At 47.5% G+C, this 25762-nt stretch carries 26 protein-coding genes; 18 read left to right on the plus strand and 8 right to left on the minus strand.

The window, feature by feature from the left end; translation table 11 throughout:
- Positions 1-16: 16 nt before the first annotated feature.
- Positions 17-808 carry a putative hydro-lyase gene (locus tag ACFSDB_RS14985; RefSeq protein WP_204890591.1) on the minus strand — a complete coding sequence of 264 codons (792 nt, stop codon included), beginning with the start codon at positions 806-808 and terminating at the stop codon, positions 17-19.
- Positions 809-1200: 392 nt separating this feature from the next.
- On the opposite strand from ACFSDB_RS14985, the gene ACFSDB_RS14990 reads away from it, so the two are divergent.
- The 10 genes from ACFSDB_RS14990 (at position 1201) to ACFSDB_RS15035 (ending at position 11154) form a co-directional block, all read left to right on the plus strand.
- Positions 1201-1746 carry an RNA polymerase sigma factor SigX gene (locus ACFSDB_RS14990; RefSeq protein ID WP_204890592.1) on the plus strand — a complete coding sequence of 182 codons (546 nt, stop codon included), beginning with the start codon at positions 1201-1203 and terminating at the stop codon, positions 1744-1746.
- Positions 1743-2876: an anti-sigma factor family protein gene (locus ACFSDB_RS14995; protein ID WP_204890593.1), complete on the plus strand. Its 1134-nt coding sequence runs from the start codon at positions 1743-1745 to the stop codon at positions 2874-2876. Before ACFSDB_RS14990 ends, ACFSDB_RS14995 begins: the two co-directional genes overlap by 4 nt.
- A 173-nt stretch (positions 2877-3049) precedes the next feature.
- Complete coding sequence (locus ACFSDB_RS15000) at positions 3050-3985, plus strand: ABC transporter ATP-binding protein (RefSeq protein WP_204890594.1); 936 nt, start codon at positions 3050-3052, stop codon at positions 3983-3985.
- Positions 3969-4841: an ABC transporter permease subunit gene (locus ACFSDB_RS15005; protein ID WP_204890595.1), complete on the plus strand. Its 873-nt coding sequence runs from the start codon at positions 3969-3971 to the stop codon at positions 4839-4841. Before ACFSDB_RS15000 ends, ACFSDB_RS15005 begins: the two co-directional genes overlap by 17 nt.
- A gap of 264 nt (positions 4842-5105) precedes the next feature.
- Positions 5106-6152: a tetratricopeptide repeat protein gene (locus ACFSDB_RS15010; RefSeq protein WP_204890596.1), complete on the plus strand. Its 1047-nt coding sequence runs from the start codon at positions 5106-5108 to the stop codon at positions 6150-6152.
- Between the two features lie 76 nt (positions 6153-6228).
- Entirely contained in the window at positions 6229-7023 is a 795-nt protein-coding gene (locus ACFSDB_RS15015) for a phosphotransferase (RefSeq protein WP_204890597.1), read from the plus strand.
- Positions 7024-7414: 391 nt separating this feature from the next.
- Positions 7415-7738, plus strand: coding sequence for an ArsR/SmtB family transcription factor (locus ACFSDB_RS15020; RefSeq protein WP_204890598.1), 324 nt, complete (start codon positions 7415-7417; stop codon positions 7736-7738).
- 136 nt (positions 7739-7874) lie between these two features.
- Entirely contained in the window at positions 7875-9107 is a 1233-nt protein-coding gene (locus ACFSDB_RS15025) for an MFS transporter (protein ID WP_204890599.1), read from the plus strand.
- A 390-nt stretch (positions 9108-9497) separates the two neighbouring features.
- Positions 9498-9926: a DUF4279 domain-containing protein gene (locus ACFSDB_RS15030; protein WP_204890698.1), complete on the plus strand. Its 429-nt coding sequence runs from the start codon at positions 9498-9500 to the stop codon at positions 9924-9926.
- A gap of 511 nt (positions 9927-10437) precedes the next feature.
- Positions 10438-11154, plus strand: a complete 717-nt coding sequence (locus tag ACFSDB_RS15035) for a class I SAM-dependent methyltransferase (RefSeq protein WP_204890600.1) — start codon at positions 10438-10440, stop codon at positions 11152-11154.
- Positions 11155-11284: 130 nt separating this feature from the next.
- On the opposite strand, the gene ACFSDB_RS15040 is transcribed toward ACFSDB_RS15035, so the two are convergent.
- Both ACFSDB_RS15040 and mscL read right to left on the minus strand, forming a co-directional pair.
- Positions 11285-11686, minus strand: a complete 402-nt coding sequence (locus ACFSDB_RS15040; RefSeq protein WP_204890601.1) for a YhfM domain-containing protein — start codon at positions 11684-11686, stop codon at positions 11285-11287.
- Between the two features lie 265 nt (positions 11687-11951).
- Positions 11952-12335: a large conductance mechanosensitive channel protein MscL gene (gene mscL, locus ACFSDB_RS15045; protein ID WP_204890602.1), complete on the minus strand. Its 384-nt coding sequence runs from the start codon at positions 12333-12335 to the stop codon at positions 11952-11954.
- 156 nt (positions 12336-12491) lie between these two features.
- On the opposite strand from mscL, the gene ACFSDB_RS15050 reads away from it, so the two are divergent.
- Entirely contained in the window at positions 12492-13139 is a 648-nt protein-coding gene (locus tag ACFSDB_RS15050) for a lytic transglycosylase domain-containing protein (protein ID WP_204890603.1), read from the plus strand.
- Positions 13140-13175: 36 nt separating this feature from the next.
- Here the strand turns inward: ACFSDB_RS15050 and ACFSDB_RS15055 are convergent, their stop codons facing one another.
- The 3 genes from ACFSDB_RS15055 to ACFSDB_RS15065 form a co-directional block, all read right to left on the minus strand.
- Positions 13176-13439: a GlsB/YeaQ/YmgE family stress response membrane protein gene (locus tag ACFSDB_RS15055; protein WP_204890604.1), complete on the minus strand. Its 264-nt coding sequence runs from the start codon at positions 13437-13439 to the stop codon at positions 13176-13178.
- 87 nt (positions 13440-13526) lie between these two features.
- Positions 13527-14069: a cysteine hydrolase family protein gene (locus tag ACFSDB_RS15060; protein WP_204890605.1), complete on the minus strand. Its 543-nt coding sequence runs from the start codon at positions 14067-14069 to the stop codon at positions 13527-13529.
- 294 nt (positions 14070-14363) lie between these two features.
- The gene (locus ACFSDB_RS15065) at positions 14364-15218 is read right to left on the minus strand and encodes a site-specific integrase (protein WP_204890606.1); all 855 of its coding nucleotides are present in this window, start codon (positions 15216-15218) and stop codon (positions 14364-14366) included.
- Positions 15219-15511: 293 nt separating this feature from the next.
- On the opposite strand from ACFSDB_RS15065, the gene ACFSDB_RS15070 reads away from it, so the two are divergent.
- From ACFSDB_RS15070 to ACFSDB_RS15085, 4 genes are all read left to right on the plus strand, one after another.
- Positions 15512-16003, plus strand: a complete 492-nt coding sequence (locus ACFSDB_RS15070; protein ID WP_204890607.1) for a DinB family protein — start codon at positions 15512-15514, stop codon at positions 16001-16003.
- 142 nt (positions 16004-16145) lie between these two features.
- The gene (gene acnA, locus ACFSDB_RS15075; protein WP_377340482.1) at positions 16146-18857 is read left to right on the plus strand and encodes an aconitate hydratase AcnA; all 2712 of its coding nucleotides are present in this window, start codon (positions 16146-16148) and stop codon (positions 18855-18857) included.
- A 92-nt stretch (positions 18858-18949) separates the two neighbouring features.
- The gene (locus tag ACFSDB_RS15080; RefSeq protein ID WP_204890609.1) at positions 18950-19390 is read left to right on the plus strand and encodes an acyl-CoA thioesterase; all 441 of its coding nucleotides are present in this window, start codon (positions 18950-18952) and stop codon (positions 19388-19390) included.
- Positions 19374-19682: a hypothetical protein gene (locus ACFSDB_RS15085; protein ID WP_204890610.1), complete on the plus strand. Its 309-nt coding sequence runs from the start codon at positions 19374-19376 to the stop codon at positions 19680-19682. Before ACFSDB_RS15080 ends, ACFSDB_RS15085 begins: the two co-directional genes overlap by 17 nt.
- 2 nt (positions 19683-19684) lie before the next feature.
- Here the strand turns inward: ACFSDB_RS15085 and ACFSDB_RS15090 are convergent, their stop codons facing one another.
- Both ACFSDB_RS15090 and plsY read right to left on the minus strand, forming a co-directional pair.
- Complete coding sequence (locus tag ACFSDB_RS15090) at positions 19685-19984, minus strand: HesB/YadR/YfhF family protein (protein WP_204890611.1); 300 nt, start codon at positions 19982-19984, stop codon at positions 19685-19687.
- Between the two features lie 25 nt (positions 19985-20009).
- The gene (gene plsY / locus ACFSDB_RS15095; RefSeq protein WP_204890612.1) at positions 20010-20600 is read right to left on the minus strand and encodes a glycerol-3-phosphate 1-O-acyltransferase PlsY; all 591 of its coding nucleotides are present in this window, start codon (positions 20598-20600) and stop codon (positions 20010-20012) included.
- A gap of 135 nt (positions 20601-20735) precedes the next feature.
- On the opposite strand from plsY, the gene ACFSDB_RS15100 reads away from it, so the two are divergent.
- The 3 genes from ACFSDB_RS15100 (at position 20736) to parC (ending at position 25676) form a co-directional block, all read left to right on the plus strand.
- Positions 20736-21143, plus strand: a complete 408-nt coding sequence (locus ACFSDB_RS15100; RefSeq protein ID WP_204890613.1) for a CoA-binding protein — start codon at positions 20736-20738, stop codon at positions 21141-21143.
- A 124-nt stretch (positions 21144-21267) separates the two neighbouring features.
- Positions 21268-23238, plus strand: a complete 1971-nt coding sequence (gene parE / locus ACFSDB_RS15105; protein WP_204890614.1) for a DNA topoisomerase IV subunit B — start codon at positions 21268-21270, stop codon at positions 23236-23238.
- On the plus strand, positions 23235-25676 hold the full coding sequence (parC, locus tag ACFSDB_RS15110; RefSeq protein ID WP_204890615.1) for a DNA topoisomerase IV subunit A: 2442 nt from the start codon (positions 23235-23237) through the stop codon (positions 25674-25676). The genes parE and parC overlap by 4 nt, the downstream gene beginning before the upstream one ends.
- Positions 25677-25762 lie beyond the last annotated feature (86 nt).

The raw sequence follows: 25762 nt of genomic DNA on the forward strand, positions 1-25762 counted from the left end.
GGAACCAGTGCTTTTTCTAAATCACGCCAACTTCTTCCGTCTTGAGGTCGGTGACAAACATATGGCCCGGCGCATGGGTGATCATTAGCGGCGGTTTGACATGGGCTGCGACTGCTTGCGGAGTAACGCCGCATGCCCAGAAAACAGGAACTTCGCCTTCTTTGACTGTTACGCTGTCGCCGTAATCCGGCTGGTCGAGGTCGGCAATGCCGATACCGGCGGGGTGTCCGATATGGAGCGGCGCACCGTGGACCGTCGGAAAGCGGCTCGTCACCTGGACCGCACGCACGACATCCTTCTCAGCTACCGGACGCATGCTGACAACCGTCGGACCTTCAAAGCGGCCGGCTTTCACAGCCGGAATCGAGGTCTTGTACATCGGTACGTTGCGGCCTTCCTCGTTATGGCGCATCGGAATGCCGTTTTTCACGAGGGCCTCTTCAAACGTGAAGCTGCAGCCGATCAGAAACGCGACCATGTCGTCATCCCAGAATTCGGTGATATCAGTCGGTGTCTCCGTCAATTCACCATGGCGGTATACGTGGTAGCGGGGTAGATCGCTGCGAAGATCTGCTGAAGGCGCAGATTGCACCGGAGTGAATGAGCCGGGATCCGTGACATCAATCAGCGGACAGGATTTCGGGTTGCGCTGGCAGAATAGCAGAAAATCAAACGCCATGTCCTTTGGGAGGATGACAAGGTTCGCTTGCAGAAAGCCATTTGCCAAGCTGGATGTCGGTTTGTCCCATACCCCTTCGCGGATTGCCTGCCGGATTTTGCTCGGGGTTGAATTGGCCAAATCGTTCATTGCACTCATCTCCTATTGTAAAGGTTTCCGAAAAAGGGCAGCGAATGAATCTGATTGATTTGAGTATTAACTTTAAGGTTTTTTTACAGAATATACTGATATTTTATCATTTCCACTAGATAACGCAAGGCAAGCTCCTTTTAGGAAGTTTTGGAAAACTGGCCATGTGAAACTTTATATTGGAACTTTTTATCAGATTCAGGTGTCTGAATATAACAAATACTTCGTGTGATTCAACTGTTTATATGGTAGATTCAAATTGAATTACAATCGGCAGATTGGAAGCCAAAACCAAGATGTTTTGGGAAATTGAAAATAACAAGCGAATCCGTCATGAAAACAAGAATTCCGGTGTCTTTATTAGGAAGGGCTTTTGAAAGGAGGATGGAGCGATGGAGGTGAATGCGGGGTTGTCTGAGAACAACAACAATTCGTCAAATGAAGAATCGTTTCAGCTTTTATTTCAGCAACATTATCCGCTTGTCGTCCGAAAAATTCTGGTCATCGTGAAAGAACAATCCATCGCAGAAGACATTGCGCAGGAAGTGTTCGTCAAATTATTCCGGACGGACCGGAATGCGATAATCAATTTGCCGGCCTGGCTGACAAAAGTGGCGGTCACTACCGCCTATAATCACATCCGGACCGAAAAGCGCCATTGTGCCCGTAAAGACAAACAGAAAATGTTCGGCAACAAGGCCGCAAGTTCTGTCGAAGACAAGTATATGGAACATGAAGACATCGATGAAGTCCAGAAAAGCTTGATGAAACTTTCGGAACGGGACCGCGAACTTCTCATCATGAAGTTTTCAGGATATAGCTATGAAGAAATCGGCCGCCAAATCGGGATCGAAATAGGATCCGTCGGCACGCTATTAGCCCGGGCGAAACAACGGTTCAAGCAATCATATATGGAAGGAAGGGGCGAGGACCAATGACCTGCCAGGATAAAGGGACGCTGCAAGCATATTTGGACGGGGAGGTCAGCCGTGAACAGAAAAAAGGGATCATGAAGCATCTGGAGAGCTGCCCATCCTGCCGGGAAAGCATTGAAGAATTGAAAAACCTGCAGTCTTTCTGTGAAGGCGTTTTAGAAGCGAAGGATGCATCTGTTGACACAGAAGCGGCATGGGTGCAATTCAGCAAAAAGCTGCAAATGAGTGGAACAAGAATCCCATCAAGGGATGAAGAACTGAGAACAACGAAGGGGTGGAGAATATTGAAGACGAAAACCAAACGGCTCCTTTTGTCTGCTGCAGCAGCAGCCGCTTTGATCAGTACACTTGCCTTCCCGCAAGTCCGAGGAGAAGCGGAACAATTCCTTTCTTTATTCCGCGTCAACGAATTTGAAGTGGTAACATTGACGCAGAATGACCTGCGGGCAATCGAAGACTGGGTGAATGAAAATGGAGACGGCTCGTTGGACCTAAAAGGGATCGGTAAGATGGACATGTCAAAGGCTGCTGAAGAAGCCGCGCACTTTGGCACTGCCCAAAGTGCAGCAGCTGCAGGATACAGCGTGCCTGATTTCGGAGCGTATGGAGTTGAAGGGGTAGAGGTAGTTCCCGCCTCCACCATGACGTTTACGCTGGATGTTGAAAAAGCGAATCAGATGCTGAACCAGCTAGGTTCTGACCAGCAATTTGAATCCCTTCTTGACGGAAAGCCGTTTGCCGTATCGACATTTGAAGCCGTCCGCACGGACTACAGCATGGACGGGCAACACGTCGCCTATATGCACACGAAATCTCCGGAAATCAACGTTCCTGACGGCGTGTCGATCGAGCAATTGAGAGCCACGCTGCTGTCGCTTCCGTTTTTGCCTGAGAACGTGAAAACGCAGCTTGCCGGCATTGAAAATATCGAATCGACGTTACCGATTCCTTATGCGGCGACAGAAGATTCCGAGATGACTGAAGTCATGGTAGGCGGAGCTGAAGGCTTTGCAGTGGAAAGCAACGAACATTCCTATCTTGTCTGGCAGGAAAACGGCGAAATCCACACGATTTTCGCTGAAGGCAAAATGGCTACAGACGCGCTGCTTGATCTAGGAGAACGCGTTCAATAAATGGGATAAATAAATTAGACTAATATTCAGGAGCTTATCCAGCGATAGCCATGCTCAAAGCGGCTGAAGCGGTATTTCAAGTAATATATTCGATTCAACCCATAAATACAAAAAGTTCAGAGTGGTCCATTTGCACTCTGAACTTTTCTTAATCCCTATGGAGGAGGAAGAGGATGGACGTTATCCAGACCCGTTCGCTGACGAAAACGTACGATGGAAAGGGCGGCATTTCAGATGTGACGTTGTCTATCGGAGAAGGCATTGTTTATGGCTTCTTAGGGCCGAATGGCTCTGGAAAAAGCACATTTGTCCGGACGCTTCTCGGCCTACTGCAGCCGACAAGCGGAGAAGGCTTTATCCTCGGTGAGCCGATCGGAACAGTGAAGTCCCGGGAACAGGTCGGCTATCTTCCGGAGCTGTTCCGCTATCCGGATTGGCTGACCGGCAGGCAGCTGCTCGAAAGCCATGCCGAATTATGCAGAATCCCGGTCCGGCAACGAACCAAACGGATCGATGAAGTGATCGAGCTTGTCGGCATGACAGGAAGAGAAAGGGGCCGGATCAGCGGGTTTTCCAAAGGGATGGCGCAGCGGATCGGCCTTGCTTGTGCAATTTTGAATGACCCGAAAGTGATTTTCCTGGATGAACCCACTTCCGCGTTGGACCCGATTGGCCGCAAAGATGTCCGGGATCTCATGGCCTATCTGCGGGATCAGGGGAAAACCATTTTTTTGAACAGTCATTTATTGCATGAAGTGGAGTCTCTTTGCGACGAAGTGTCCATCGTCCATCAAGGAGAGATAATGGTCCAAGGCCCATGGCGTGATTTGATGAGGGCGGATCCACAGGTGGAGATTGTGCTAGAGGGTTCGAATGCTGCGCCGTTTCCTCCATATGTCATCCAGTATCAAAAAATCAAACTGGAAGGCGTGCGGACACGGTGGCTGGTTCAGCTCGAGGACGAAAAGGATATTCCGAGAATTGTCCATTTCCTTTCTTCCAAACAAATCGGCGTCCATGAAGTCAAACCGGTCACTCCGCATCTCGAGGATGTTTTTATGCATTGGGTGAACCAGAAAAAGGAGAGCGCTTATGTGGACAATCAGTAAACTGACCGTCAAGGAAGTCATTTCAAAGCGTATTTTCCTGATTACAATCATAATGACGCTCATTTTTCTGGCGCTATATGCTACGGCGATCTACTTCGCCGGAAGGGAAGGCGCAGAAGAATTAGAGGATATCGGCCAAGGCACACAAGCCTTTATGATGCAGCAGTTTGTTGCATCACAGCTTTTGGGAGTCGGCCTTTATTTTTCGTCTTTTATCACGGCTTTGCTTGCGATTATGTCCAGCGTCAGTGCGATTTCAGGAGAAGTAGCCAGCCATCAAATCGATACATGGCTGATGCGGCCGATTTCTAGGACCCAATTTGTGCTGGGCAAGTTTTTCGGATTGGCTTTTCTCATGATTGCCTATGCAGCCGGTTTGTTTTTCAGCATTGTCCTGCTCCACCAAGGCATCGGAGCCGATTGGATGGATCTGGACATCCAGCCCCTGCAGCTGATTGGGGCGGTCAGTGTGTTTGCCATCCAGCCATTTGTCTTGGTCGCATTCGGCATCTTGCTGAGCACCCGGATGACCACATTGAATGCAGGAATTGTGGCCATTATCTTATACGGGGCGGCGTTTATCGGAGGCTTTATCGAACAATTCGGCGCGTTAGTCGAAAAAGCGAGCCTCGTTAATATCGGGATCGTCATGAGCCTTGTTTTCCCCATCGACTCCATGTACCGGAAAATGACGGTGCTATTATTTGATACGTCAGATGATCCCCTCTCTTTTGCGCAAGGCGGCATGTTCACAAGTGTCTCCACACCTGGAAATGTGATGGTTTGGTATGCGGTGCTCTACGGTGTAGCGGCAGTGATTTTGGCTATCTACAGTTTTGCAAAACGGGATGTATGAATTTTAAGAAGTGGACTACTGTTTTATAACTTGGGTTATGTTCCTTTAAAATTTAATATCAGAATTGAGCAATCTAAAACCGGCCACAGCATATATTTACGGCCGGTTTTAGCAATTCATTAACAATTTCCCATGAAATCCTTTTGTATCTGAACTGGGAATTCGGAAATGGATATTCATGTTAATATAGGCAAAAGATCAGGTACAAGCTAAAGTGTGGGAAATACAGGAGATTTTGAGTTGCACGCAAAAGGAGGGAGTATAATGAAAGAAACACTTGAAACCGCTTTGGAGCTTCGGCGCACCGGTGAATTACGTGAGTCAAACCGGCTTCTCGCAGAGCTTGTTGATGAACATCCGGACCAAGCGGTGCTGAATTATGAATGTGCCTGGAGCTACGACATTTTGGCAGAAGAAAAGGAAGCCATCCGCTTTTACGAGAAAGCCATCGGTCTCGGCTTGCCCGATTCAAAAGCCATTAATGCCTATGCTCAACTCGGATTGTTGCACCGGCTTAATGGCCGACTGACAGAATCCGAGGAAGTTTTAATGACAGGCATGCGGAAGTATTGGGATGCTGGCCTTCTTAAAGTGTTCTATTCATTTACTTTATACGATATGGGGAAACCAGGAGAAGCTATGCGCTGGCTGAAAGATGCTCTTCTCGATTCCACGGTGAATCTGGAAATCTGGCTAAATCATAAAGCCATTAATTATCTTGGAAGCAATCTGGACTTTGATCAAACTCTAATTGGAGAGGCATTAGCAAATAACAGACATAGACAAAGCACAGTCGATGAGAAGTCTCTAGTTGAAAAAGTGGCAGCGGTGCTGGAAGTTTTCACACCCACATACTTCCATGGGGGCTGGTCATTCGAGTTTGATCACTATGAATGCCATTTTAGTGATCCTGACGAAAACATTCGGCGGGCAGCAGTAGCCGCCTTCGCAATTATGGCCGGCACTTGGGAGACTGGAAGTGCGCACCCGTTCACGCCGCAGCACGAACGGAAGTTTGACGGCGAGTTCGACCCGTATTACCCCTGCTTTGAACTGAATAACTTTGTTCAAGCTTTTTATGCAGAGTTTCATTCCATTCAGCTAGAGTTTCCTATAATGACGGCCTATATTATCCATTCGATTGATGCTATTGATGAGCGGAGCAAAATCAGGTTGGAACAAAAGTTTCCGGAAATGGATTCTTCTCTATTCAGGCAATTCCGGGAAGAAATCCTTTTGCCGTACCGGCAATCGAAGAAGAGACTTCCTCCGCTTGAGGATTTCCTTGAAGAAATCAGATGGGAGTTTTAATAAAGGTTATCATTGTTAGAACGATAGTTATGGTCGCATACTATGTAAGAGTTCAGATTGTAGAGGTGAATTTAGGTTGGCGGAACATACAAACAAAGAGAAGCTAACGGGGGGCAACGTTTCTGATGTATACCGTATAGGAGATACAGTCCGTCGGGAAGTAAAACCCGAGAGTCCCCAAATCCACAGGCTGCTGAAACATCTGGAGGATAAGAATTTTCGGTATGCTCCTAGGTTTTTAGGGATTGATGAAAATGGAAGGGAGGTGCTATCTTTCATCGAAGGCGATGCTGGTAATTACCCGATTAAAAAACACATGTGGTCAAATGGGGCTTTAAAAGGTATAGCGAAAATGCTCCGCCTTTATCATGACGCGGCAAGTGATTTTTCATTCGACGAAAGTTGGAAGCCGCTCGATAATACGCCTCAACCCTTGGAGGTACTTTGCCATAATGATTTTGCAATCTATAACATTATTTTTGAAGGGGAAATGCCAACGGGAATTATTGATTTTGATCATACCGCGCCCGGTCCGCGGCTCTGGGATATCGCCTATACATTATACACCTGTGTCCCTTTGAGCAGATTCAATCTTCCGGAATCAGTGGAGGAAGAAGTTTATTACAATTCTTCAAAAGATGCAGACCGAATAAAACAACGGGTAAAACTGTTTTTTGATTCTTATGGAATGGAAATAGATGAACAAATTATAGAAATGGTGTTGCTTCGATTGGAAGGGTTATGCAAAACGATAGCAAGAAAAGCCGATGAAGGGGACCTGGCTTTTCAGAAAATGATCAGTGAAGGGCATACTGAACATTATCAGAATGAGATGAAATTTATACGTGAACACGGAAAAGAGTGGATATGAGTGTAGGTTTTCGGCTTCCAAGTGCAATTTTATCTTGACTTAAAAGTTCTCATAAAAATGTTCTCAAGTAAGGAAGTCTCTTGGGGGCACTGGAGAGTCTAAATATTTTTCGTTAATGAAAATATGAATTGAAGATTTCTAAAGTCGTAGTGTCCAGCATGCAACAGACGGAGAAGCTATTGCCGTCTTCGGTAGTGAACACCTGATTGATCTAAATGGTATTGATTTCGCATACAGTTTCAAGGCTGACCGTTAGCTGTTATATTTCATTAGAAGAATCTCCTTTCTTATTATGGAAAGAGGCTAAGGAAATATAGTCCATATGAATTTCAAAGGAGCCCATAAAGCACATGCATTGACATATCGAATTAAATCGATATAAGATAGGGCCATGGAAAATATAAATGTATTAGATGTTTTCAAAGCATTGTCAAATGAAACCCGCTTGAATATTTTGAAATGGCTCAGAGAACCAGAGAAGAATTTCCCAGCGCAGCAAGCGCATTTGCCCAAGGAGGTAAGCATTGAAGGCGGCGTATGTGTCGGGGATATTCAAGAAAAGGTGAACCTTTCCCAGTCCACCGTTTCCCATTACTTGTCGCTCATGCAAAAAGCAGGCTTGCTCGAAGCGGTGCGGTACGGGCAATGGACGTATTACAGGCGGAATGAAGAGACATTGGCAAAAATCGCGCAGTTTATCAATGAAGAAATTTGAGGCAGTCCTCTGCCTTTTTTTAATTTCTCATATCGATATTTTTAGATATATCTATATTCAAAATGCTAGCTTGAGATAGGGATGGAAGAATTCATTCGTATGTACAAGGCAATTCAAATTAGGAGTGAATTTTTTCATGGATAAAGTTTTCGAAAAAGATGCATTAACCAACAAACAGAAAGTATTGGCTTTTACACTGACGCTTTTGACATTTGTAATGGGGACGAGTGAATTCGTGATCGTCGGCCTGTTGACCGAAGTTTCGGCCGATTTGAACATCAGTCTTGCTGTTGCAGGCACACTGGTATCCGGCTTTGCCATCGCTTATGCCATCGGGACGCCGGCATTGACGGCGTATGTCAGCCGGTTCCCCAAATACCCTTTGATGCTGGCGTTGATATCCATATTCATCGTCGGCAATATCATCAGTGCCTTATCCGGCTCTTATGAGCTGTTGATCTTTTCTAGAGTCATTACAGCGGTGGTCAGCGGCGTGTTGGTTGCGTTGTCGATGAGCATTGCCAGCGACATTATGCCGGAAAGCAAGAAGGGGCCGATTATTGCGTTGATTTTCGCCGGCTTCACGATTTCAAATGTCATAGGTGTTCCTATAGGGACACTCATCGGGCAGCTCGGCAACTGGCAGCTGACATTCTGGTTCACCACGTTATTAGGGATAATCAGTTTAGTGATGAGCATCTTTATCCTGCCGAGAAAATTGAAGGTGCAAAAAGCGTCGGCCAAGGAACAGCTCCAATTGCTGGCAAATCCACGGATGATTCTGGCGTTCTTTATCCCGACATTTTCGATTGCCGGAACTTATACGGTTTATACGTACATCACCCCGATATTAGAGGACGGGCTCGGAATCCCGACTAGCTACGTGAGTGCCATACTGCTAGCCTACGGCGCGTTCTCCATCCTGAGCAATGTCTTGGCAGGAAAAATCGCCAGCCGCAACGGTGTCAGCAAGCTGCGCTATGTATTTATTGTCCAGGCTGTAATTTTAGGGTCGCTGTATTTCACAATGGAATCCACTTTGGCGGGACTGGCCAGCCTGATGTTGATGGCTGTGATGATCTATGCCATGAACGCGACAATTCAATTGTATTTGATGAACTTGGCGACTGTGTACTTCCCGGCTGCCAAGGATTTCGCTTCTTCCTTAACGCCGGTTGCAGTCAATATCGGCATTGCGCTGGGTGCAACGCTTGGAGGCTATGTGGTTGCCCATGGAGGATACGAACATCTCTCATGGGTTGGCGGCATCAGCGCGTTGATCGCCTCTGGACTGGCCTTCATCAGTTACCGGATGGATGCTGCAGAAAACTTGACGGATTCCGAAGCAAGCAGCGGAGTAAAGGCATAATTCCAGCAGACACCTTGCACTGTGCAAGGTGTTTTTTATGTTTACCAATAAATTAAAAAGGTTATGATTTGATTGCTTGAGCAAAATTAAAAGGAATAAAATAAAACGAGGAATTTATTATATGTAGGAATAAGCTATCCAGAAAGCTGCCTATATTTTTAATGCATATCGAAATAGGAGAGCTTCTTAGGAAGCATCTTCTCTTTTTTAGTTCTCTAAAACTCGTTAACGAGTACCTAGCATACAAAATTAGCTAGCGTTCTTTTGGATTGCTAAGTATATTGAAAGAATAGAAGATTACACTGGTTTTATTCAACAAACTAAAAGTGCAGTTCAATTAAGCTTCGGGCTATATAAAAGGGAGGAATTTGAATGGGTGGCACAAAAGTGATGGCCTGCTTTAGCATAGTTGGCGATGCGTTTCCGCTTGAACGGATTACGGAAGAACTTGGGCTTGAACCTACAGAAACCTTTGTCAAAGGCGACCTCATCGGAAAAAGCGGACCCGCTTCCTCCAAGACCAGAAAGAGAATGGAAACGGATTGGACATTAAGTACAGGTTTTCAAGAATCTGATGATATCAACGATCAGCTTACGCCGCTGCTCAACTCTTTAGCAGGTAAAGAAACATGTTTGATCCAACTGAAAAAGGAATTCGGATTGACGTATCTTTTTATCATTGTAATCGATGTCGAAAATATCGGAACCCCGGTTATGGTGCTTGAGAAAAACATCATCGATTTTGCCAGCGCCATCGAAGCGGAAATCCATTTTGATCTTTATGTTAATAACGAAGGGGATTTGGCTGATGCTGATTGACTGGCACTGACCTCTAATCGAGCGGTTAGAGATTTGTATGCATGGTTGATATAGGTTTCAGCTTGATTTTTTTCTAGTGGAATCAAAATAAACGACAAGATTGACCACCTACAATTCAATAACTGATAGCTGCCGCTTCTCCTAAGCCAATTTTGGTTTAGAGGGGAGCGGCCTTTGTCTATTTTAAACCCTTAGCTCAAAATCCTCTCAACGTGCCTATGTAATGCTGTCGTAACAAAAGTAACATTTATGGATTTGTAAAAAAAGCCGACATTGTGAGACGGCTACAGAAAATATTCAAGCACTGGGAAAGGGAGGTAAGGTGTAGAGTCTCAAAAGGCTAAAAGGGACGGTTTAAAGGCTGTCAGAGGCATTAAACGCCTCGAAATCGATGGAGCAGCTACAGGTGGATACGAGTGAATTAATGCAAATGTAACCTTCCAGTAACTAATGGGAATGGAATTATTAGTATCATTGAGTAGGAAGACGACCAAGGGGAGAAGGGGATTAAATGAAAGAGGAAATCAGGAGCCAAGAAGACATTTTGAACATGTTGGACTCATTATTGCGTGATCCGGCCGGGTTCTGGAATGAATTCTATTCCGACCGAGGAAAAGGCGTTCCGTTCTTTGCCAATAAACCGGACGAGAATCTCGCAGGTTATTTCAAAGAGGGTTTGCTGCAGCCTGGAAAAGTATTGGAATTAGGGAGCGGACCAGGGAGAAATGCCATTTATCTCGCGGAAAAGGGTTGCGCGGTGGATGCAGTAGACCTGTCGGATGAGTCGATCAGGTGGGCAAAAGAAAGAGCAAACGATCAAGGGGTTGAAGTGAACTTTATCCACAGCAACATCTTCGAACTTAGGATCGACGAAGGTACATATGATATTGTCTATGACTCCGGCTGCTTTCACCATATCGCCCCTCATCGGAGAAGCAATTACCTTGATCTTGTCATGAAAGCGTTGAAGCCAGGCGGCCATTTTGCCATCACTTGTTTTGTCGAAGGGGGAGAATTAGGCGGTTCGGATATCTCGGATTGGGAAGTTTACAGACAAAGAAGCCTCCATGGAGGATTAGGATTTACCGAAGAAAAGCTTAGCGCCATATTTGATGAATTAGAAAGAATTGAAATCCGGAAAATGAAGAGTGCCGGAGAATTGGAAACAGTTTTCGGCGTCTCGGGGTTGTGGACGGCGCTTTTTAGAAAGAGCGGCCTGCTTATATAGTTTTAAAATGTGACAACGGATCCGTTTTTTTGATTATGTAAGAAATTATTTTACAAATCCCTCCGTTGAAGGTAATCAGTATTAATCAAAACCTGCAATGTATTATGCTTAGCAATAAAGATTTTCCGGCTTAATCAGAATCATTGCCGGCCCCTATCATTTCTTTAATTTTGCTCACAGCAAAAACTGTATAGATCGTATGCGTATCAGTGGCATCCATCAGCGTCGCCGTGTTGTTCTCATTGAACCAAAGAAAATAGCTGTCACTGCTGTGCAAGATTTTCGCGTGGGGAGTAGACATGTTTACAGTGCCTTCAATTTTAACAGCACCATCAAGCGCTTTTTGGAACGATTCGAAGTGTTCCTTATCTATTACTTCAAAGACGGGAGTAGCTTTTACTTTGCCGTATATGTCGGTTTCCGCTGCTTCCGCAATTTCAGTTCCTATAGAGTCGGCCTGCTTTTCCTCACCGATGCAAGCAGCAAATAGTAAAGAACCAAAAATGATAGGCTGGATCAAAAGTTTTTTCATCTGAATTCACCTCCATATGGAGTCAGACGGTTCAGAGCTCCGTAAGTTACATATCGCATATAGCGTTGCTAATTATGTTTTCAATTTTATACTTACGTTATGCCTAAAGAACTGCGTTTATTGTTGATGGTTTTTCGTTTCGCTATTATCTTAGGCTACTTCTAGCATGAACGGACCTATCCAGCAAATTAAAAACATCCCCATGGAGAACTTGTACAAGTTCTCCATGGGGATGTTTTTTAAACTGGGTTGGGCTTTTAAAACTTTAGAGCTTCTCTTTTGAAAGCAGGTCGCGGATTTCCGTAAGCAGCTCTTCTTTTTTGTCGAGCACTTCCGGTTCAGCTTCGGCCGGCACATCGTCTTTTCGTTTGAATTTGGTGAACAGACGGATGACCAGAAAGATGGAGAATGCGATGATCAGAAAGTCGATGATTGACTGTGCAAATGCCCCGTAGCGCAAATCAGCTCCATTGAATGTATAAGTCCAGTCGGCTACGCTGAATCCCCCAAGGAGAATGCCAACAGCCGGCATGATGATGTCTTCGACAAGCGAAGTGACAATCTTACCGAACGCTGTCCCGATGACCACGGCAATGGCCAAATCCAATACATTCCCCTTTAATGCAAATTTTTTGAAATCTTCCCACATAAAATTCACCTCCGAATCAAGTATACTTCTCATGCAATAGAAAAGGAAGAAAGAAAAGCAGCGCCTAATTTATTCCTTTTTCAAAAATTATTCTTGAAAGAATATATAAACCAAACTATGGTACACTGAAAGAAATCCCAAAATAGGTGTGGAACTATGAAAACCAAGAAAAAAACGAAACGCGGAAACCGCTTGAAGATGTGGTTTCTGATCGTCTTGTTTCCTGCAGCTGTCGTTCTGACCACGATGTTGATCCTCGTGTTTTATTTATTCAATCCGGCAACTGTCATAAATTCGATTAAAGATACACCCAGAAATCTGTTTGAAGTGGAGTTGCCTGAGGAAAACATCCCGCTTTATCAGGAAGCGGCCGATGAATATGGTGTTCCTTGGACGCTGCTCGCTGCGCATCACCGTATAGAAACGAAATTTTCGTCAATGGATCCGCTCTTGTCGCCTGTTGGTGCAGAGGGCCATATGCAATTCATGCCGTGCACGTTCGTCGGATGGAGCCATCCTTCCTGCTCAGGATTGGGGGAAGGGGATATCCCAGACCAAGAAAAAACAGACCCGGCGGTCATCGCCCAATACGGTGGCTACGGGGTTGACGGCGACCAAGACGGCATTGCTGATCCTTACAGCCTGCCGGATGCCGTGTATAGCGCCGCCAATTACCTTTCGAAAAACGGAGCGGCCAAAGGGGAGCTGGAACGTGCAATCTTCCAGTACAACCATAGCAACCAGTACGTCGAGGACGTACTCCATTATTACCATCTCTATGAAAAAGAATACGCAGCACAATAAAAAAGAGGACCCGAGGGTCCTCTTTTTGCATTTCAATTATGCTCTTCTGCGGCCTTTTCTCATTGAACCAAGAATTAGGCTTAAGACGAATACTAGAACCAAAGCACCAATCAATGCAGGGATGATGTATACGCCCCAGATTTCAGGTCCCCAGTTTCCTAGCAGCAAGCTGCCGAGCCAAGCTCCAACGATACCTGCGATAATGTTCCCGATAATGCCTCCAGGAATGTCTTTGCCTAGGATCATACCAGCTAGCCAACCGATGATACCACCCATGATTAAGAATAGAATAATGCTCATGTTTTCCATCTCCTTCTTAGTTATGAATAATTGCTACACTTAAGATATAACCTTATTCATGACATTTGAAACATAAAGGAGGAAAAATTATTTGACCTTAGCCCCAAGGCTGCCGGAGAAGTGCCGGAGCGCCCATTCGTGGCCTTGCGGATCGAAGCTGGCAACGGCGTCTTTATAGACCGTGATATCGAATCCTTTATTATACGCATCGACTGCCGTATGCAGTACGCAGATGTCCGTACACACACCTGTAAGGTGCAGGTCCGTGATGCCGCGCTCAGTAAGCATCAGTTCCAGAGCTGTTCCGGCAAATGAACTGTATCGGGTTTTATCCATCCAGACGATGCGCTCTTTGTTCGCTTCATAAACGTCTGCTAAACGGCCATACAAATTGCGGCCGGCTGTTCCCCGGATGTTGTGCGGCGGGAAAAGTTTTGCTTCCGGATGATACGCGTCGTCCTGCTCGTGCAGATCGACAGGGAACACCACCAGCTCGCCGTCTTGAAGGAATTGCTCAACCAGTTCGCATATCCGCTCCTCAATGGCCTGGCCAGGTTCGCCGCATGTCAAAGCCCCGTCGTCTGCCACAAAATCCACCGTGTAATCCACAACCAATAAAGCTTTCTTCATTCCATTTCCTCCTCGTAGTTTTAGCGAAATCTTCTATTATCAGTTTACCTGAATCCTGCTGGAAGATGGAAATTAAAAATGCTTGCCTTTGTTCGGAATTTTCAGTATAATTTCAAAAAGAGATAAGGGGATGGTCAATATGCAATATGAAAACGTAGAAAAACTCAACCGGCAAGGCATGTGGTTTGTTGTCATCCATACGTTGGTTCTCCTGAATTTCGTCATCGACTTCGAGTTCTTTTTCTAGAAATTTAAAAGGCCGGCTTCCTAACTTGGAAGCCGGCCTTTCTGCTTTTATCCTCGCTTCAAGCGGGTGAGGGCTTCCTTCAGCATGCGGGAAGCTGAATCGAGCGAGACGCCGAGCGTTTCCTGAATCTCTTCCAAATTCTTGTGTTCAACGGAATACAAATGATAGACGTAGGCGAACCGGATATCGCCAGAGCGCACCGGCACGCCGAGAAATTCCGACAAGGCGTCCGTATAATCAGACAGCGATCCCATCTTGAACATGGAATAGCCGTCTTTCACTTTGGAAGACAGAAGGTAAGGGGTGTTCCGGAAAACGGCACGTTCAATCCCTTCCTGGAGGACCGGAATTTCCGAGCCGGAAAATTCGAGCTGGCACGCATAGCCATCCTTTTTCTCCAATAACAGCGTGAGTTTGTCGCCGCGGTTCTCGAAATCATCCACTTCAATAGTCGCCATATCCCGAAGCCGCAGGCCCCGCATATAAAAAATGAACAGGATTTTGGCGTTCAGTGTCAGCTTATCCGAAGCCAGGAGGCTGTCTTTTTTCTCCAACAGCACCTGGTAATCGATTTCGATGTCGGCAGGCGTCAAATCCAGTTTCTGATTGAGCTTGAATTTCGGCATGAAGTCGACCGGGATCCGGCCGATTTGCCACATATAATCGAACCACTGGCGTATGTAGATCAACTTTCGGTTCAATGTGCTGTCCTTAATGCCGGTTTCGTGCTGTTCCTGCAAAAACTTCTGTATATCAGACGGGCGGATCTCATGGGGTTCGACCGTTTTTTTATAGGTTTTCCGAAGAAAGGCGAATAGCGAACGGATCAATTGGACTTCATGGACGACCGTGTTCGGGCTGATGCCGTTCTTCAACCGGTATTTCTCGTAGCCGTATGGCATAGTGCAGCACCCTTTCTTTTTTGAATTATCTTAATTATACCAGTTACGGGCCGAAAGGGAACGTACTTTCCCTTCAGAAACCCAGTAAAGACGGGCTTTATCCAGAAAAGCGTCGGCTTTTGATAAATAAATACAATTCTACATAAGGGAACTGCAACTAAAAAACCAAAAACAGCCACCAAGCCGCTAAAACCTCGATAAAATGAAGAAAAGAAGAAGGAAATACGTACTATTGTTAGAATAATAGGGTATGCCTTATATGAAGGGTCTTATATAGAAGGAAGAGGTGGATAATGTATAAAGAAGCTAATGAAAAGGTGAGGGAGCAAGTCCTCGCTGCCGCAGAAGGTCTCCCGGATGATTTGCTGAACCGGAAGCCGGCGGCTGATGAATGGTCTCCGATGGAAGTGCTCGAGCATTTGCACTTGATGGAGGCGTATATCGCCAAAAATCTCTCGAAACAAATTGCGCGGGAGGAAAGTGAAAAAGCATCCAAGAAACCCATTCAATTGACTGTCAGCCGCATGGTAAAAGTGGATGCCCCGGCACCTCTTGTTCCAACCGGTGAATTTTTTACGCTCGAAGAGATGAAAGCGCGGCTTGCCGAGTCCCGTATGTTTTTGGACAGTGTCTATGATGCTACCACGGAAGACGTACTTGAAAGTAAATCTATGCCGCATCCGGTCTTTGGAAAAGTGCCGCTGATCCAATGGTTTCCGTTTATCGGTCTCCATGAAAAGCGCCATTTGAAGCAATTGGAAAAAACCATCGGAAAACTCAAATGATTTCCAAAAGAGTAATTCAAAAAACTTATCACATTCTATAATTTTAATGTAATTTACTTATGCTTTTATTTTCGTTATGATGGTAGAGGAGAAAAGACGCTATAACTAGCCTTTTCAGAAGATTTAAAGGAGGAACATGATCATGGCAAAAAGCAGTTTGCATAATAGCCGTACTTCTTTTGAGCTGAATGGCAAAACGTATAACTATTATCGTTTAGCCGCTCTGGAAGAAGCAGGAATCGCGAAAGTATCACGACTTCCTTACTCAATTAAAGTGCTATTGGAATCCGTGTTGCGCCAGCACGACGGATACGTCATCAAAGACGAGCATGTTGAAGAATTAGCAAAATGGGGCAAGAACGCCAACAAAGAAGCCGAAGTGCCATTCAAGCCTTCACGCGTAATCCTTCAGGATTTCACAGGCGTACCGGTTGTCGTCGATTTGGCTGCACTCCGTTCTGCTATGGCAGAAATGGGTGGAGACCCGAACAAGATCAACCCGGATGTTCCAGTTGACCTCGTTGTCGACCACTCTGTACAAGTAGACAGCTACGGCACGAACGAAGCATTGAAGATCAACACGAAATTGGAGTTCGAACGCAACGCGGAGCGCTACCAGTTCCTTAGCTGGGCTCAAAAAGCGTACGACAACTACCGTGCGGTTCCACCGGAAACAGGCATCGTCCACCAAGTAAACCTTGAGTACTTGGCGAACGTCGTCCATGCCATCGCAAATGAAGACGGCACGTTCGAAGCGTATCCGGATACATTAGTCGGAACTGATTCCCATACGACGATGATCAACGGACTTGGCGTACTCGGATGGGGCGTCGGCGGCATCGAGGCGGAAGCCGGTATGCTTGGACAGCCATCATTCTTCCCGATTCCGGAAGTTATCGGTGTGAAATTGGTGAATGCGTTGCCAAACGGCGCGACAGCAACTGACTTGGCGCTGAAAATTACACAAGTGCTCCGCCAAAAAGGCGTAGTTGGGAAATTCGTTGAATTCTACGGCGCGGGTGTTACGACATTGCCGCTTGCTGACCGGTCAACAATTGCCAACATGGCACCAGAATACGGCGCAACTTGCGGTTTCTTCCCGGTTGACGAAGAAGCGTTGGATTACCTCCGCTTGACGGGCCGCGAAGAAGAGCATATCGCTGTCGTAAAAGCTTATTTGCAGGCGAACGACATGTTCTTCGATGCAGACAAAGATCCGGTTTACACGGATACGATCGAAGTGGACCTTTCAGCGATCGAACCGAACCTTTCCGGACCGAAACGCCCGCAGGATTTGATTCCGCTTTCTCAAATGAAAACAGAATTCAACAAAGCGGTCACTGCTCCAGAAGGACCTCATGGTTTTGCGCTTAGCGACCAGGAAATCAACAAAACAGCAACTGTAAACTTCAAAGATGGCTCTACTGCTGTCATGAAGACAGGCGCGATCGGCATTGCGGCGATCACTTCTTGTACAAACACTTCCAACCCGTACGTTATGCTCGGTGCTGGACTTGTTGCGAAAAAAGCAGTTGAAAAAGGCTTAATGCCGCCAGCTTACGTAAAAACTTCATTGGCTCCAGGGTCGAAAGTTGTTACAGGCTACCTGAAGCAGGCTGGACTCTTGGATTACCTTGAGCAAATCCGCTTCAACTTGGTCGGCTACGGCTGTACAACATGTATCGGTAACTCAGGCCCAATGCTTCCTGAAATCGAAGATGCGATTTTGGACAACGATCTATTGGTGACTTCTGTGCTTTCCGGTAACCGTAACTTTGAAGGCCGCATCCACCCGCTAGTTAAAGCGAACTATTTGGCTTCACCGCCATTGGTTGTTGCTTATGCACTTGCTGGAACAGTGGACATCGATCTTCAGAACGACCCGATCGGACAAGACAAAGATGGAAACAATGTCTTCTTGAGCGATATCTGGCCGACAACTGAAGAAGTGAATGAAGTTGTCAAGAGCACAGTTACGCCTGAATTGTTCCGCAAAGAATATGCTCGCGTATTCGATGAAAACGAAACATGGAATGCGATTGAAACGAACGACGATTCGCTTTATAACTTCGATGAGAATTCGACGTATATCCAGAACCCACCGTTCTTCCAAGGACTTTCAAGAGAACCGCAGCCGATCCAGACACTTGCCGGCTTGCGCGTTGTTGCGAAATTCGCAGATTCCATCACGACAGACCATATTTCACCAGCTGGAGCGATCGGCAAAGATACTCCTGCAGGCAAGTACTTGCGTGAAAACGGCGTAGAACCGCGTAATTTCAACTCTTACGGATCACGCCGCGGAAACCACGAAGTCATGATGCGCGGAACATTCGCGAACATCCGGATCCGCAACCAAGTGGCTCCTGGAACAACTGGCGGCTATACAACATTCTGGCCGACAGGCGAAACGATGCCGATCTATGATGCAGCGATGAAGTACCAAGACCTAGGCACTGGCCTGGTTGTACTTGCTGGAAAAGATTACGGCATGGGCTCTTCGCGTGACTGGGCTGCCAAAGGGACATTCCTATTGGGCATCAAAACAGTCATCGCGGAAAGCTATGAGCGGATCCACCGTTCGAACCTTGTAATGATGGGCGTTCTGCCGCTTCAGTTCCTGAACGGACAAAACGCGGATTCACTTGGTTTGACAGGCCGCGAAACCATTTCTGTCAACTTGACTGATGACGTGAAACCGCGCGACATCATGAAAGTCACTGCGACTGCAGAAGACGGCACTGTAACGGAATTCGAAGCGCTAGTTCGTTTCGACTCTGAAGTTGAAGTCGACTACTACCGTCACGGCGGCATCCTGCAAATGGTATTGAGAAGAAAATTAGTGGAAGCGTAAGCTGACGCTGATAAGATAAGGCCGCCCCGGGCGGCCTTATTTTTTATTTCCCGGAAGAAATTCGGTATACTTACCTAGAGGTGAAAGAGGAAATGCACATAAGCGAAAAAGAAATCGAAATCCGCTACGCGGAAACCGATCAAATGGGCGTGGTGTACCACGCAAACTATATCATCTGGCTGGAGATCGGCCGGACGAAACTGATTGAAGACGTCGGCTTCACCTATGCGGCAATGGAAAGCCAAGGCTACTTGTCGCCAGTGACCGATATTTCCATCCAATACAAGGCAGCGCTCCGGTACGGCCAAAAAGCGATCGTCCGCACATGGGTGGAAGAGCATGGCCGCCTGCGTACGACCTATGGCTATGAAATCCTCCATGAAGACGGCACGCTCGCAGCGACGGCAACGTCCGAGCATGTGGTCGTGAAAAAAGAGTCATTCCGTCCGGTTTCCTTGAAGAAAATCTATCCGGAATGGCATGAAAAATACGAAGAAATCAAAAAGCAGGCACCCGATGGCGTTCGGAATTAAGCGGGAAGAGCTCTTGATCTGGAAGCAGCAAGTCGCCGAAGGGGAAATCGCTTTTTTGACGCATTACTGGGTCGACGTCCGGTTTCCGGGCTGTTCAACCGTCACGAAGGTCGGCTGCAGCGATCTCGAAAAGCTGGAGAGTTGGGGGAGGCAGTACGGGTTGAAGCCGGAATGGATGGACCTGCGCAACAACTACCCGCATTTCGACTTGTTCGGCGAGCACCAGCTGCGCATCATGGAAGCGGAAGACATGCTCCATCAATTGCACCGATTCAAAAAGGAAGAAGCGTGAATTCACGCTTCTTCCTTTTTGTAATCGTAATTCAATTCTTTGAGATCGTCATTGACGTTGACAAAAAGATCGTGACCGTCAAAATACCAAGCATCGGTCGCTTCGATGTAATACGTCACGTCGCCTTGTTCCACTTTTGCAGCGGCTTCTGCCGGGACATCCTTGGTGACACCCAGTGAAAAGCCGGGCTGCAGCTTGCTCGAGCCGCCGTAGCGGACAAAGAAGCGGACCGTATCTCCCGGTTCTACTTCCATTTCGTTCTGAAACCATTCGAATGCGTCGTTGCTGATGTTGATTTTCATCGTCACACGCCCTTTCAGCGGCTGTTCACCACTTGATTTTCGGTTCTGTGCCGGCTTTGATCCGGGCAATGTTCGCCCGGTGCCGGTAAATGATAAACCCGGCAAGAATCAAAATAACAATCAAAAATGGATAATCTTGTGAATAAAAAGTGTAAATGACTGTATAAATAACCGCAACTACTGCTAAAATAATAGAAGAAAGCGATACCATCTTCGTGATTTTCAGCGCGATCAGCAAAACTGCAACTGCGACCAGGAACAACGGCCATTGATAGCCGAGCAGGATGCCGCCGGAAGTTGCCACCGCTTTGCCGCCCTTGAATTTCGCAAAAACCGGAAACATATGGCCAATGACCGCAAGCACGCCGAAGACGAGCGGGTGGATGTCGGTAGCGATGAAAAGAGGGATCATGGTAGCTGCAGTGCCTTTTAGGATATCCATCACGGTTACGGCGATGCCGGCTTTTGCGCCGAGCGTCCGAAATGTATTGGTCGCGCCGAGGTTGCCGCTCCCTTTCGTGCGGATATCGGTTCTGTAGAAAATCTTCCCGATCCAGAGCGCAGATGGAATCGAGCCAAGCAAATAAGCGAGAATAAGTGGAAAAATAATGTCCATGGAAAACTCCTTTGAGCCATATGTATTTATGTTTTCAGTTTAACATGAAGCCGGATCAATGGACAATATTCGCTTGATTATTCAACAACGCAACGCAAATCATGTATGATAGAATGAAAAGGACAGGTGATCAGCATGCAAAATCCAAGCCGAGAAGAAATCAAAAAAGTGCTCGATGAGTCGAAGACCATTGCGGTCGTCGGTTTGAGCCCGAACCCGAGCCGGACTTCCTATATGGTGTCGGAAGCGATGCAAAAAGCGGGCTACCGGATCATCCCGGTCAATCCACAGGCGGACGAAGTGCTCGGCGAAAAGAGCTATGCGTCCCTTGCGGAAGTTCCTGAACCGGTGGACATCGTCAATGTTTTCCGCCGCAGCGAATTCCTGCCGGAGTTGGCAGAAGCATATCTGGAAACGGACGCACCGGTCTTTTGGACACAGTTGAATGTCGTCGACGAAGAGGTCTTCAAGAAGTTGACCGAAGCCGGACGCACTGTTATCATGGACCGCTGCATCAAAGTGGAACACGCCATCTTAAAATAAGGTGATTTTAGGTAATAAGGGCGCCTAGCGCTCTTTTTCTATGATTATTGACAGATGGGCGCGTTCCCGATACGATTAATAGATAAGAGAAATACGAACAGATGTTTTGTTGGAGGGAAAATCAATGGCCAAATCTAAAAATACGGCATACAACGAAGAAGCAATCCAAGTACTCGAAGGCCTAGATGCCGTTAGAAAACGCCCGGGTATGTATATCGGTTCGACTGATGCCAGAGGTCTTCACCATTTGGTTTATGAAATCGTCGACAACTCGGTCGATGAAGCGCTTGCAGGATTCGGCGACCGCATCAATGTCACGATCCACGAAGACAATAGCTTGAGCGTCCGCGACTATGGGCGCGGAATGCCGACCGGCATGCACCGCAGCGGCAAACCGACGCCGGAAGTCATCTTGACCGTGCTCCATGCAGGCGGCAAGTTCGGCCAGGGCGGCTATAAGACAAGCGGCGGCCTGCACGGCGTCGGAGCTTCGGTCGTCAACGCATTGTCGAAATTCCTGGAAGTGACCATCCACCGCGACGGCAAGAAATACCGCCAGCGGTTTGAAAATGGCGGAAAACCCGTCACGACACTTGAAGAAATCGGCAAGACGAAAGAAACCGGAACAGAAATCCATTTCCTGCCGGATGAGACAATTTTCTCTTCGACCAAGTACAATTACGAGACCTTGAGCGAACGGCTGCGCGAGTCGGCGTTCCTGCTGAAAGGCCTCAAAATTGAGCTGACCGACAAACGCACGGATACACACGATTCGTTCTTTTTTGAAACGGGCATTGAAGCATTCGTCGCTTATTTGAACGAAGAGAAAGACGTGCTGCACCCTGTCGCCTATATGGAAGGGCAGCAGGACGAACTTGAAGTGGAATTTTCATTCCAATTCAATGACGGCTATTCCGAGACCATCCTGTCGTTTGTCAACAACGTCCGGACACGGGACGGCGGAACGCACGAGACCGGTGCGAAAGCGGCGATGACGCGTGTGTTCAATGACTATGCACGTAAAATCAACCTGCTGAAAGACAAAGATAAAAACCTTGAAGGCTCCGATATCCGCGAAGGGCTTGCGGCGATCGTTTCCGTCCGTATTCCGGAAGCGCTCCTGCAGTTCGAGGGGCAGACGAAAAGCAAGCTCGGCACGAGTGAAGCACGGAGCATCGTTGATGCGGTCGTTTCGCAGCAGCTGATGTATTATCTGGAAGAAAATGCAGAATTGAGTGCCTCGCTTGTCCGTAAGGCCATCCGGGCGTCACAAGCGCGCCTGGCTGCCCGCAAAGCGCGGGAGGATGCGCGCAACGGCAAAAAGCGCAAGAAATCCGATGCATTATTGTCCGGCAAATTGACGCCGGCGCAATCACGCAACGCCTCGAAAAACGAATTGTACCTCGTCGAGGGCGACTCGGCCGGCGGTTCCGCGAAGCAAGGCCGCGACCGGACATTCCAGGCAATCTTGCCGCTCCGCGGGAAAGTCGTCAATACTGAAAAAGCGAAGCTTGAAGACATCATGAAAAACGAAGAGATTTCCACGATTATCCATGCAATCGGCGGCGGCGTGGCTTCGGACTTTTCTGTCGAAGACATCGCCTACAACAAAGTCATCATCATGACCGATGCCGATACGGACGGAGCACACATCCAAGTGCTGCTTCTCACGTTCTTCTACCGCTACATGAAGCCGCTGATCGAAGCAGGCAAAGTGTTCATCGCCCTGCCGCCGCTCTACAAAGTGTCAAAAGGCGTAGGCAAGAAAGAAGTCATCGATTACGCATGGACCGAATCCGACCTTGAAGCGGCTACGAAAAAAGTGGGCAAGGGCTATATGCTGCAGCGCTACAAAGGTCTAGGCGAGATGAACGCCGATCAGCTGTGGGAAACGACAATGAATCCGGAAAGCCGCACGCTGATCCGCGTCACAATTGAGGACGGAGCACGTGCCGAACGCCGGATCACCACACTCATGGGCGACAAGGTTGAACCGCGCCGCCTATGGATTGAGAACAACGTCGACTTCGGTATGGAGGAAGACGGAAACATTCTAGAAAATGATTTGATTCATGCTGAGGAGGAAGTTGTATGACACAGACCGAACGTTTTCAAGATCTGCCATTAGAAGAAGTCATCGGCGATCGGTTTGGGCGTTACAGTAAATACATCATCCAGGACCGTGCACTTCCGGATGCACGGGACGGGTTGAAGCCTGTTCAGCGCCGGATTTTGTATGCGATGTTCAAAGAAGGCAATACCAACGACAAAGCGTTCCGGAAATCGGCCAAGACGGTCGGGAACGTTATCGGCAACTATCACCCGCACGGCGACACGTCCGTGTACGAGGCGATGGTGCGCCTCAGCCAGGACTGGAAGGTGCGCCATATGCTCGTTGAAATGCACGGGAACAACGGATCGATGGACGGGGATTCCCCGGCTGCGATGCGTTACACGGAAGCGCGTTTGTCATCGATTGCCGGCGAATTGCTGCGCGACATCGACAAACGCACAGTAGAGTTCATCCCGAACTTTGACGATTCGGATATGGAGCCGACTGTGTTGCCGGCCCGTTTTCCGAACCTCTTGGTCAATGGCTCGACCGGTATTTCTGCCGGTTATGCAACGGACATCCCGCCGCATGCGTTAAGCGAAGTGCTCGATGCAGTATTGATGCGCATGGACAACCCGAATGCAACCATCGAGGAATTGATGACGGTCATCAAAGGGCCGGATTTCCCGACAGGCGGCATCATCCAGGGCGTCGACGGCATCAAGAAAGCTTACGAGACAGGCAAAGGGAAGATCATTGTCCGCGCCAAAGCTGAAATCGAACCGCTCAAAGGCGGAAAAGAACAGATCGTTATCACGGAGATCCCGTTTGAAGTCAACAAAGCGAACATGATCAAGAAAATCGATGACCAGCGATTTGACCGGAAACTCGAAGGCATTTCGGAAGTCCGCGATGAAACCGACCGCACTGGGCTGCGGATCGTCATCGAATTGAAAAAAGAAGTGGATGCGAACGGCATTTTGAATTATTTATTCAAAAACACCGATCTGCAGGTCAGCTACAATTTCAATATGGTCGCGATCCACAAGCGCCGGCCGATGATGATGACGCTGCATACCTTGCTGGATGCCTATATCACGCACCAAAAAGAAATCGTTACGAAACGTGCAGAATACGACTTGCAAAAAGCCAATGACCGCATGCATATTGTGGAAGGTTTGATGAAGGCGCTGTCGATTTTGGACGAAGTCATCAAGACCATCCGTGCGTCGAAAGACAAGCGCGATGCGAAGAACAATTTGATCGATTCGTTTGCGTTTTCAGAAGCTCAGGCAGAAGCGATTGTCAGCTTGCAGCTTTACCGGTTGACGAACACCGACATCACCGACCTTCGAAACGAAGCGGAAAGCCTGAAGAAATGGATTGCGGAATTGACCGGCATCCTGACCAGCGCTACCAAACTGAAGAACGTCATCAAGAAGGAACTCGCCGGCATCCGCAAGCAATTTGCCGAACCGCGCCGTTCCGTCATTGAAGAAAAGATCCAGGAAATCACGATTACCCGTGAATTGATGATTCCGAGTGAAGACGTCGTGGTGACCGTCACGAAGGAAGGCTATGTGAAACGGACAAGCACGCGTTCCCACGCCGCTTCGAACGGCAAGGACTTTGCGATGAAGGATTCGGATCATCTGCTGTTCGAACGCGTTTTGAACACACAGCATACCGTCCTCATCTTCACGTCCAACGGCAATTTCGTCTATCAGCCGATCAATGAATTGCCGGACATCAAGTGGAAAGACCTCGGCCAGCATTTGTCGAGCATCGTCCAATTGGAGCCGAATGAATCGATTCTTGCTGTGTATCCATTCGAGAATTTCGAAGCTGATGCGAGCATCCTCACCGTCTCGAAAAATGGCATGGTCAAACGGTCGGCTCTGAAGGACTACCATGTCCAGCGCTACTCCCGAGCCATCAAGACGATGAATCTGAAAAAAGGCGATACGATGGTTTTTGCCGGATTGGTCACGAAAGAAACGGAATTGTTCATTGCGACCAATCAAGCTTATGGCGTGCGGTTCCCGATGGACGAAGTGCCATTGACCGGACTTCGGACAGCAGGCGTCAAAGGCGTGAATTTGAAAGACGGCGATTCGGTCGTCTCTGCCATCATGATCCACCCGGAACGGAGCCAGGATCTTCTCTTGGTTACGCACCGCGGGGCAGCGAAGAAGATGAAGCTCCAGGAATTTGAAACAGGTAGCCGGGCGAAGCGAGGCGTCGTCATGCTGCGCGAATTGAAATCCAACCCGCACCGCATCGTGGCAGTCGTACCAGTTGAAGGGGCAGAGGAAGTGCTGATCGAAACGGCCAAAGGTGCCGAACTTTCAATCACGGCCACAAAACTGAAAACGGTTGACCGCTATTCCAACGGGTCGTTCATCGCTGATGAAGCAGCTGACGGTAAAGTCACTGCAGTCTACAAAAAAGAACTGCCTGCTCCAAAAGAGCAGGGTTGAACCGAATACAACAAAAAAAGCTGATCCCTTCAGGGTCAGCTTTTTTTGTATTTAACCGGCAAAGTAGGTTAAGGACAAGGTTTCAA

It is taken from the genome of Planococcus chinensis, from assembly GCF_042681545.1.
In the GTDB taxonomy this organism is placed as follows: Bacteria; Bacillota; Bacilli; order Bacillales_A; family Planococcaceae; genus Planococcus; species Planococcus chinensis.

Coding starts and splice junctions, on each gene's coding strand:
- parE (WP_204890614.1), top strand. CDS start 21,268: ATGGCCAAATCTAAAAATACGGCATACAACGAAGAAGCAATCCAAGTA.
- ACFSDB_RS15055 (WP_204890604.1), bottom strand. CDS start 13,439: ATGAGCATTATTCTATTCTTAATCATGGGTGGTATCATCGGTTGGCTA.
- ACFSDB_RS15070 (WP_204890607.1), top strand. CDS start 15,512: ATGTATAAAGAAGCTAATGAAAAGGTGAGGGAGCAAGTCCTCGCTGCC.
- ACFSDB_RS15060 (WP_204890605.1), bottom strand. CDS start 14,069: ATGAAGAAAGCTTTATTGGTTGTGGATTACACGGTGGATTTTGTGGCA.
- ACFSDB_RS15025 (WP_204890599.1), top strand. CDS start 7,875: ATGGATAAAGTTTTCGAAAAAGATGCATTAACCAACAAACAGAAAGTA.
- ACFSDB_RS14985 (WP_204890591.1), bottom strand. CDS start 808: ATGAACGATTTGGCCAATTCAACCCCGAGCAAAATCCGGCAGGCAATC.
- acnA (WP_377340482.1), top strand. CDS start 16,146: ATGGCAAAAAGCAGTTTGCATAATAGCCGTACTTCTTTTGAGCTGAAT.
- ACFSDB_RS15090 (WP_204890611.1), bottom strand. CDS start 19,984: ATGAAAATCAACATCAGCAACGACGCATTCGAATGGTTTCAGAACGAA.
- ACFSDB_RS15035 (WP_204890600.1), top strand. CDS start 10,438: ATGAAAGAGGAAATCAGGAGCCAAGAAGACATTTTGAACATGTTGGAC.
- plsY (WP_204890612.1), bottom strand. CDS start 20,600: ATGGACATTATTTTTCCACTTATTCTCGCTTATTTGCTTGGCTCGATT.
- ACFSDB_RS15065 (WP_204890606.1), bottom strand. CDS start 15,218: ATGCCATACGGCTACGAGAAATACCGGTTGAAGAACGGCATCAGCCCG.
- ACFSDB_RS15005 (WP_204890595.1), top strand. CDS start 3,969: ATGTGGACAATCAGTAAACTGACCGTCAAGGAAGTCATTTCAAAGCGT.
- ACFSDB_RS15010 (WP_204890596.1), top strand. CDS start 5,106: ATGAAAGAAACACTTGAAACCGCTTTGGAGCTTCGGCGCACCGGTGAA.
- ACFSDB_RS15050 (WP_204890603.1), top strand. CDS start 12,492: ATGAAAACCAAGAAAAAAACGAAACGCGGAAACCGCTTGAAGATGTGG.
- ACFSDB_RS15000 (WP_204890594.1), top strand. CDS start 3,050: ATGGACGTTATCCAGACCCGTTCGCTGACGAAAACGTACGATGGAAAG.
- parC (WP_204890615.1), top strand. CDS start 23,235: ATGACACAGACCGAACGTTTTCAAGATCTGCCATTAGAAGAAGTCATC.
- ACFSDB_RS15100 (WP_204890613.1), top strand. CDS start 20,736: ATGCAAAATCCAAGCCGAGAAGAAATCAAAAAAGTGCTCGATGAGTCG.
- ACFSDB_RS14995 (WP_204890593.1), top strand. CDS start 1,743: ATGACCTGCCAGGATAAAGGGACGCTGCAAGCATATTTGGACGGGGAG.
- mscL (WP_204890602.1), bottom strand. CDS start 12,335: ATGTGGGAAGATTTCAAAAAATTTGCATTAAAGGGGAATGTATTGGAT.
- ACFSDB_RS15030 (WP_204890698.1), top strand. CDS start 9,498: ATGGCCTGCTTTAGCATAGTTGGCGATGCGTTTCCGCTTGAACGGATT.
- ACFSDB_RS15085 (WP_204890610.1), top strand. CDS start 19,374: ATGGCGTTCGGAATTAAGCGGGAAGAGCTCTTGATCTGGAAGCAGCAA.
- ACFSDB_RS14990 (WP_204890592.1), top strand. CDS start 1,201: ATGGAGGTGAATGCGGGGTTGTCTGAGAACAACAACAATTCGTCAAAT.
- ACFSDB_RS15040 (WP_204890601.1), bottom strand. CDS start 11,686: ATGAAAAAACTTTTGATCCAGCCTATCATTTTTGGTTCTTTACTATTT.
- ACFSDB_RS15080 (WP_204890609.1), top strand. CDS start 18,950: ATGCACATAAGCGAAAAAGAAATCGAAATCCGCTACGCGGAAACCGAT.
- ACFSDB_RS15020 (WP_204890598.1), top strand. CDS start 7,415: ATGGAAAATATAAATGTATTAGATGTTTTCAAAGCATTGTCAAATGAA.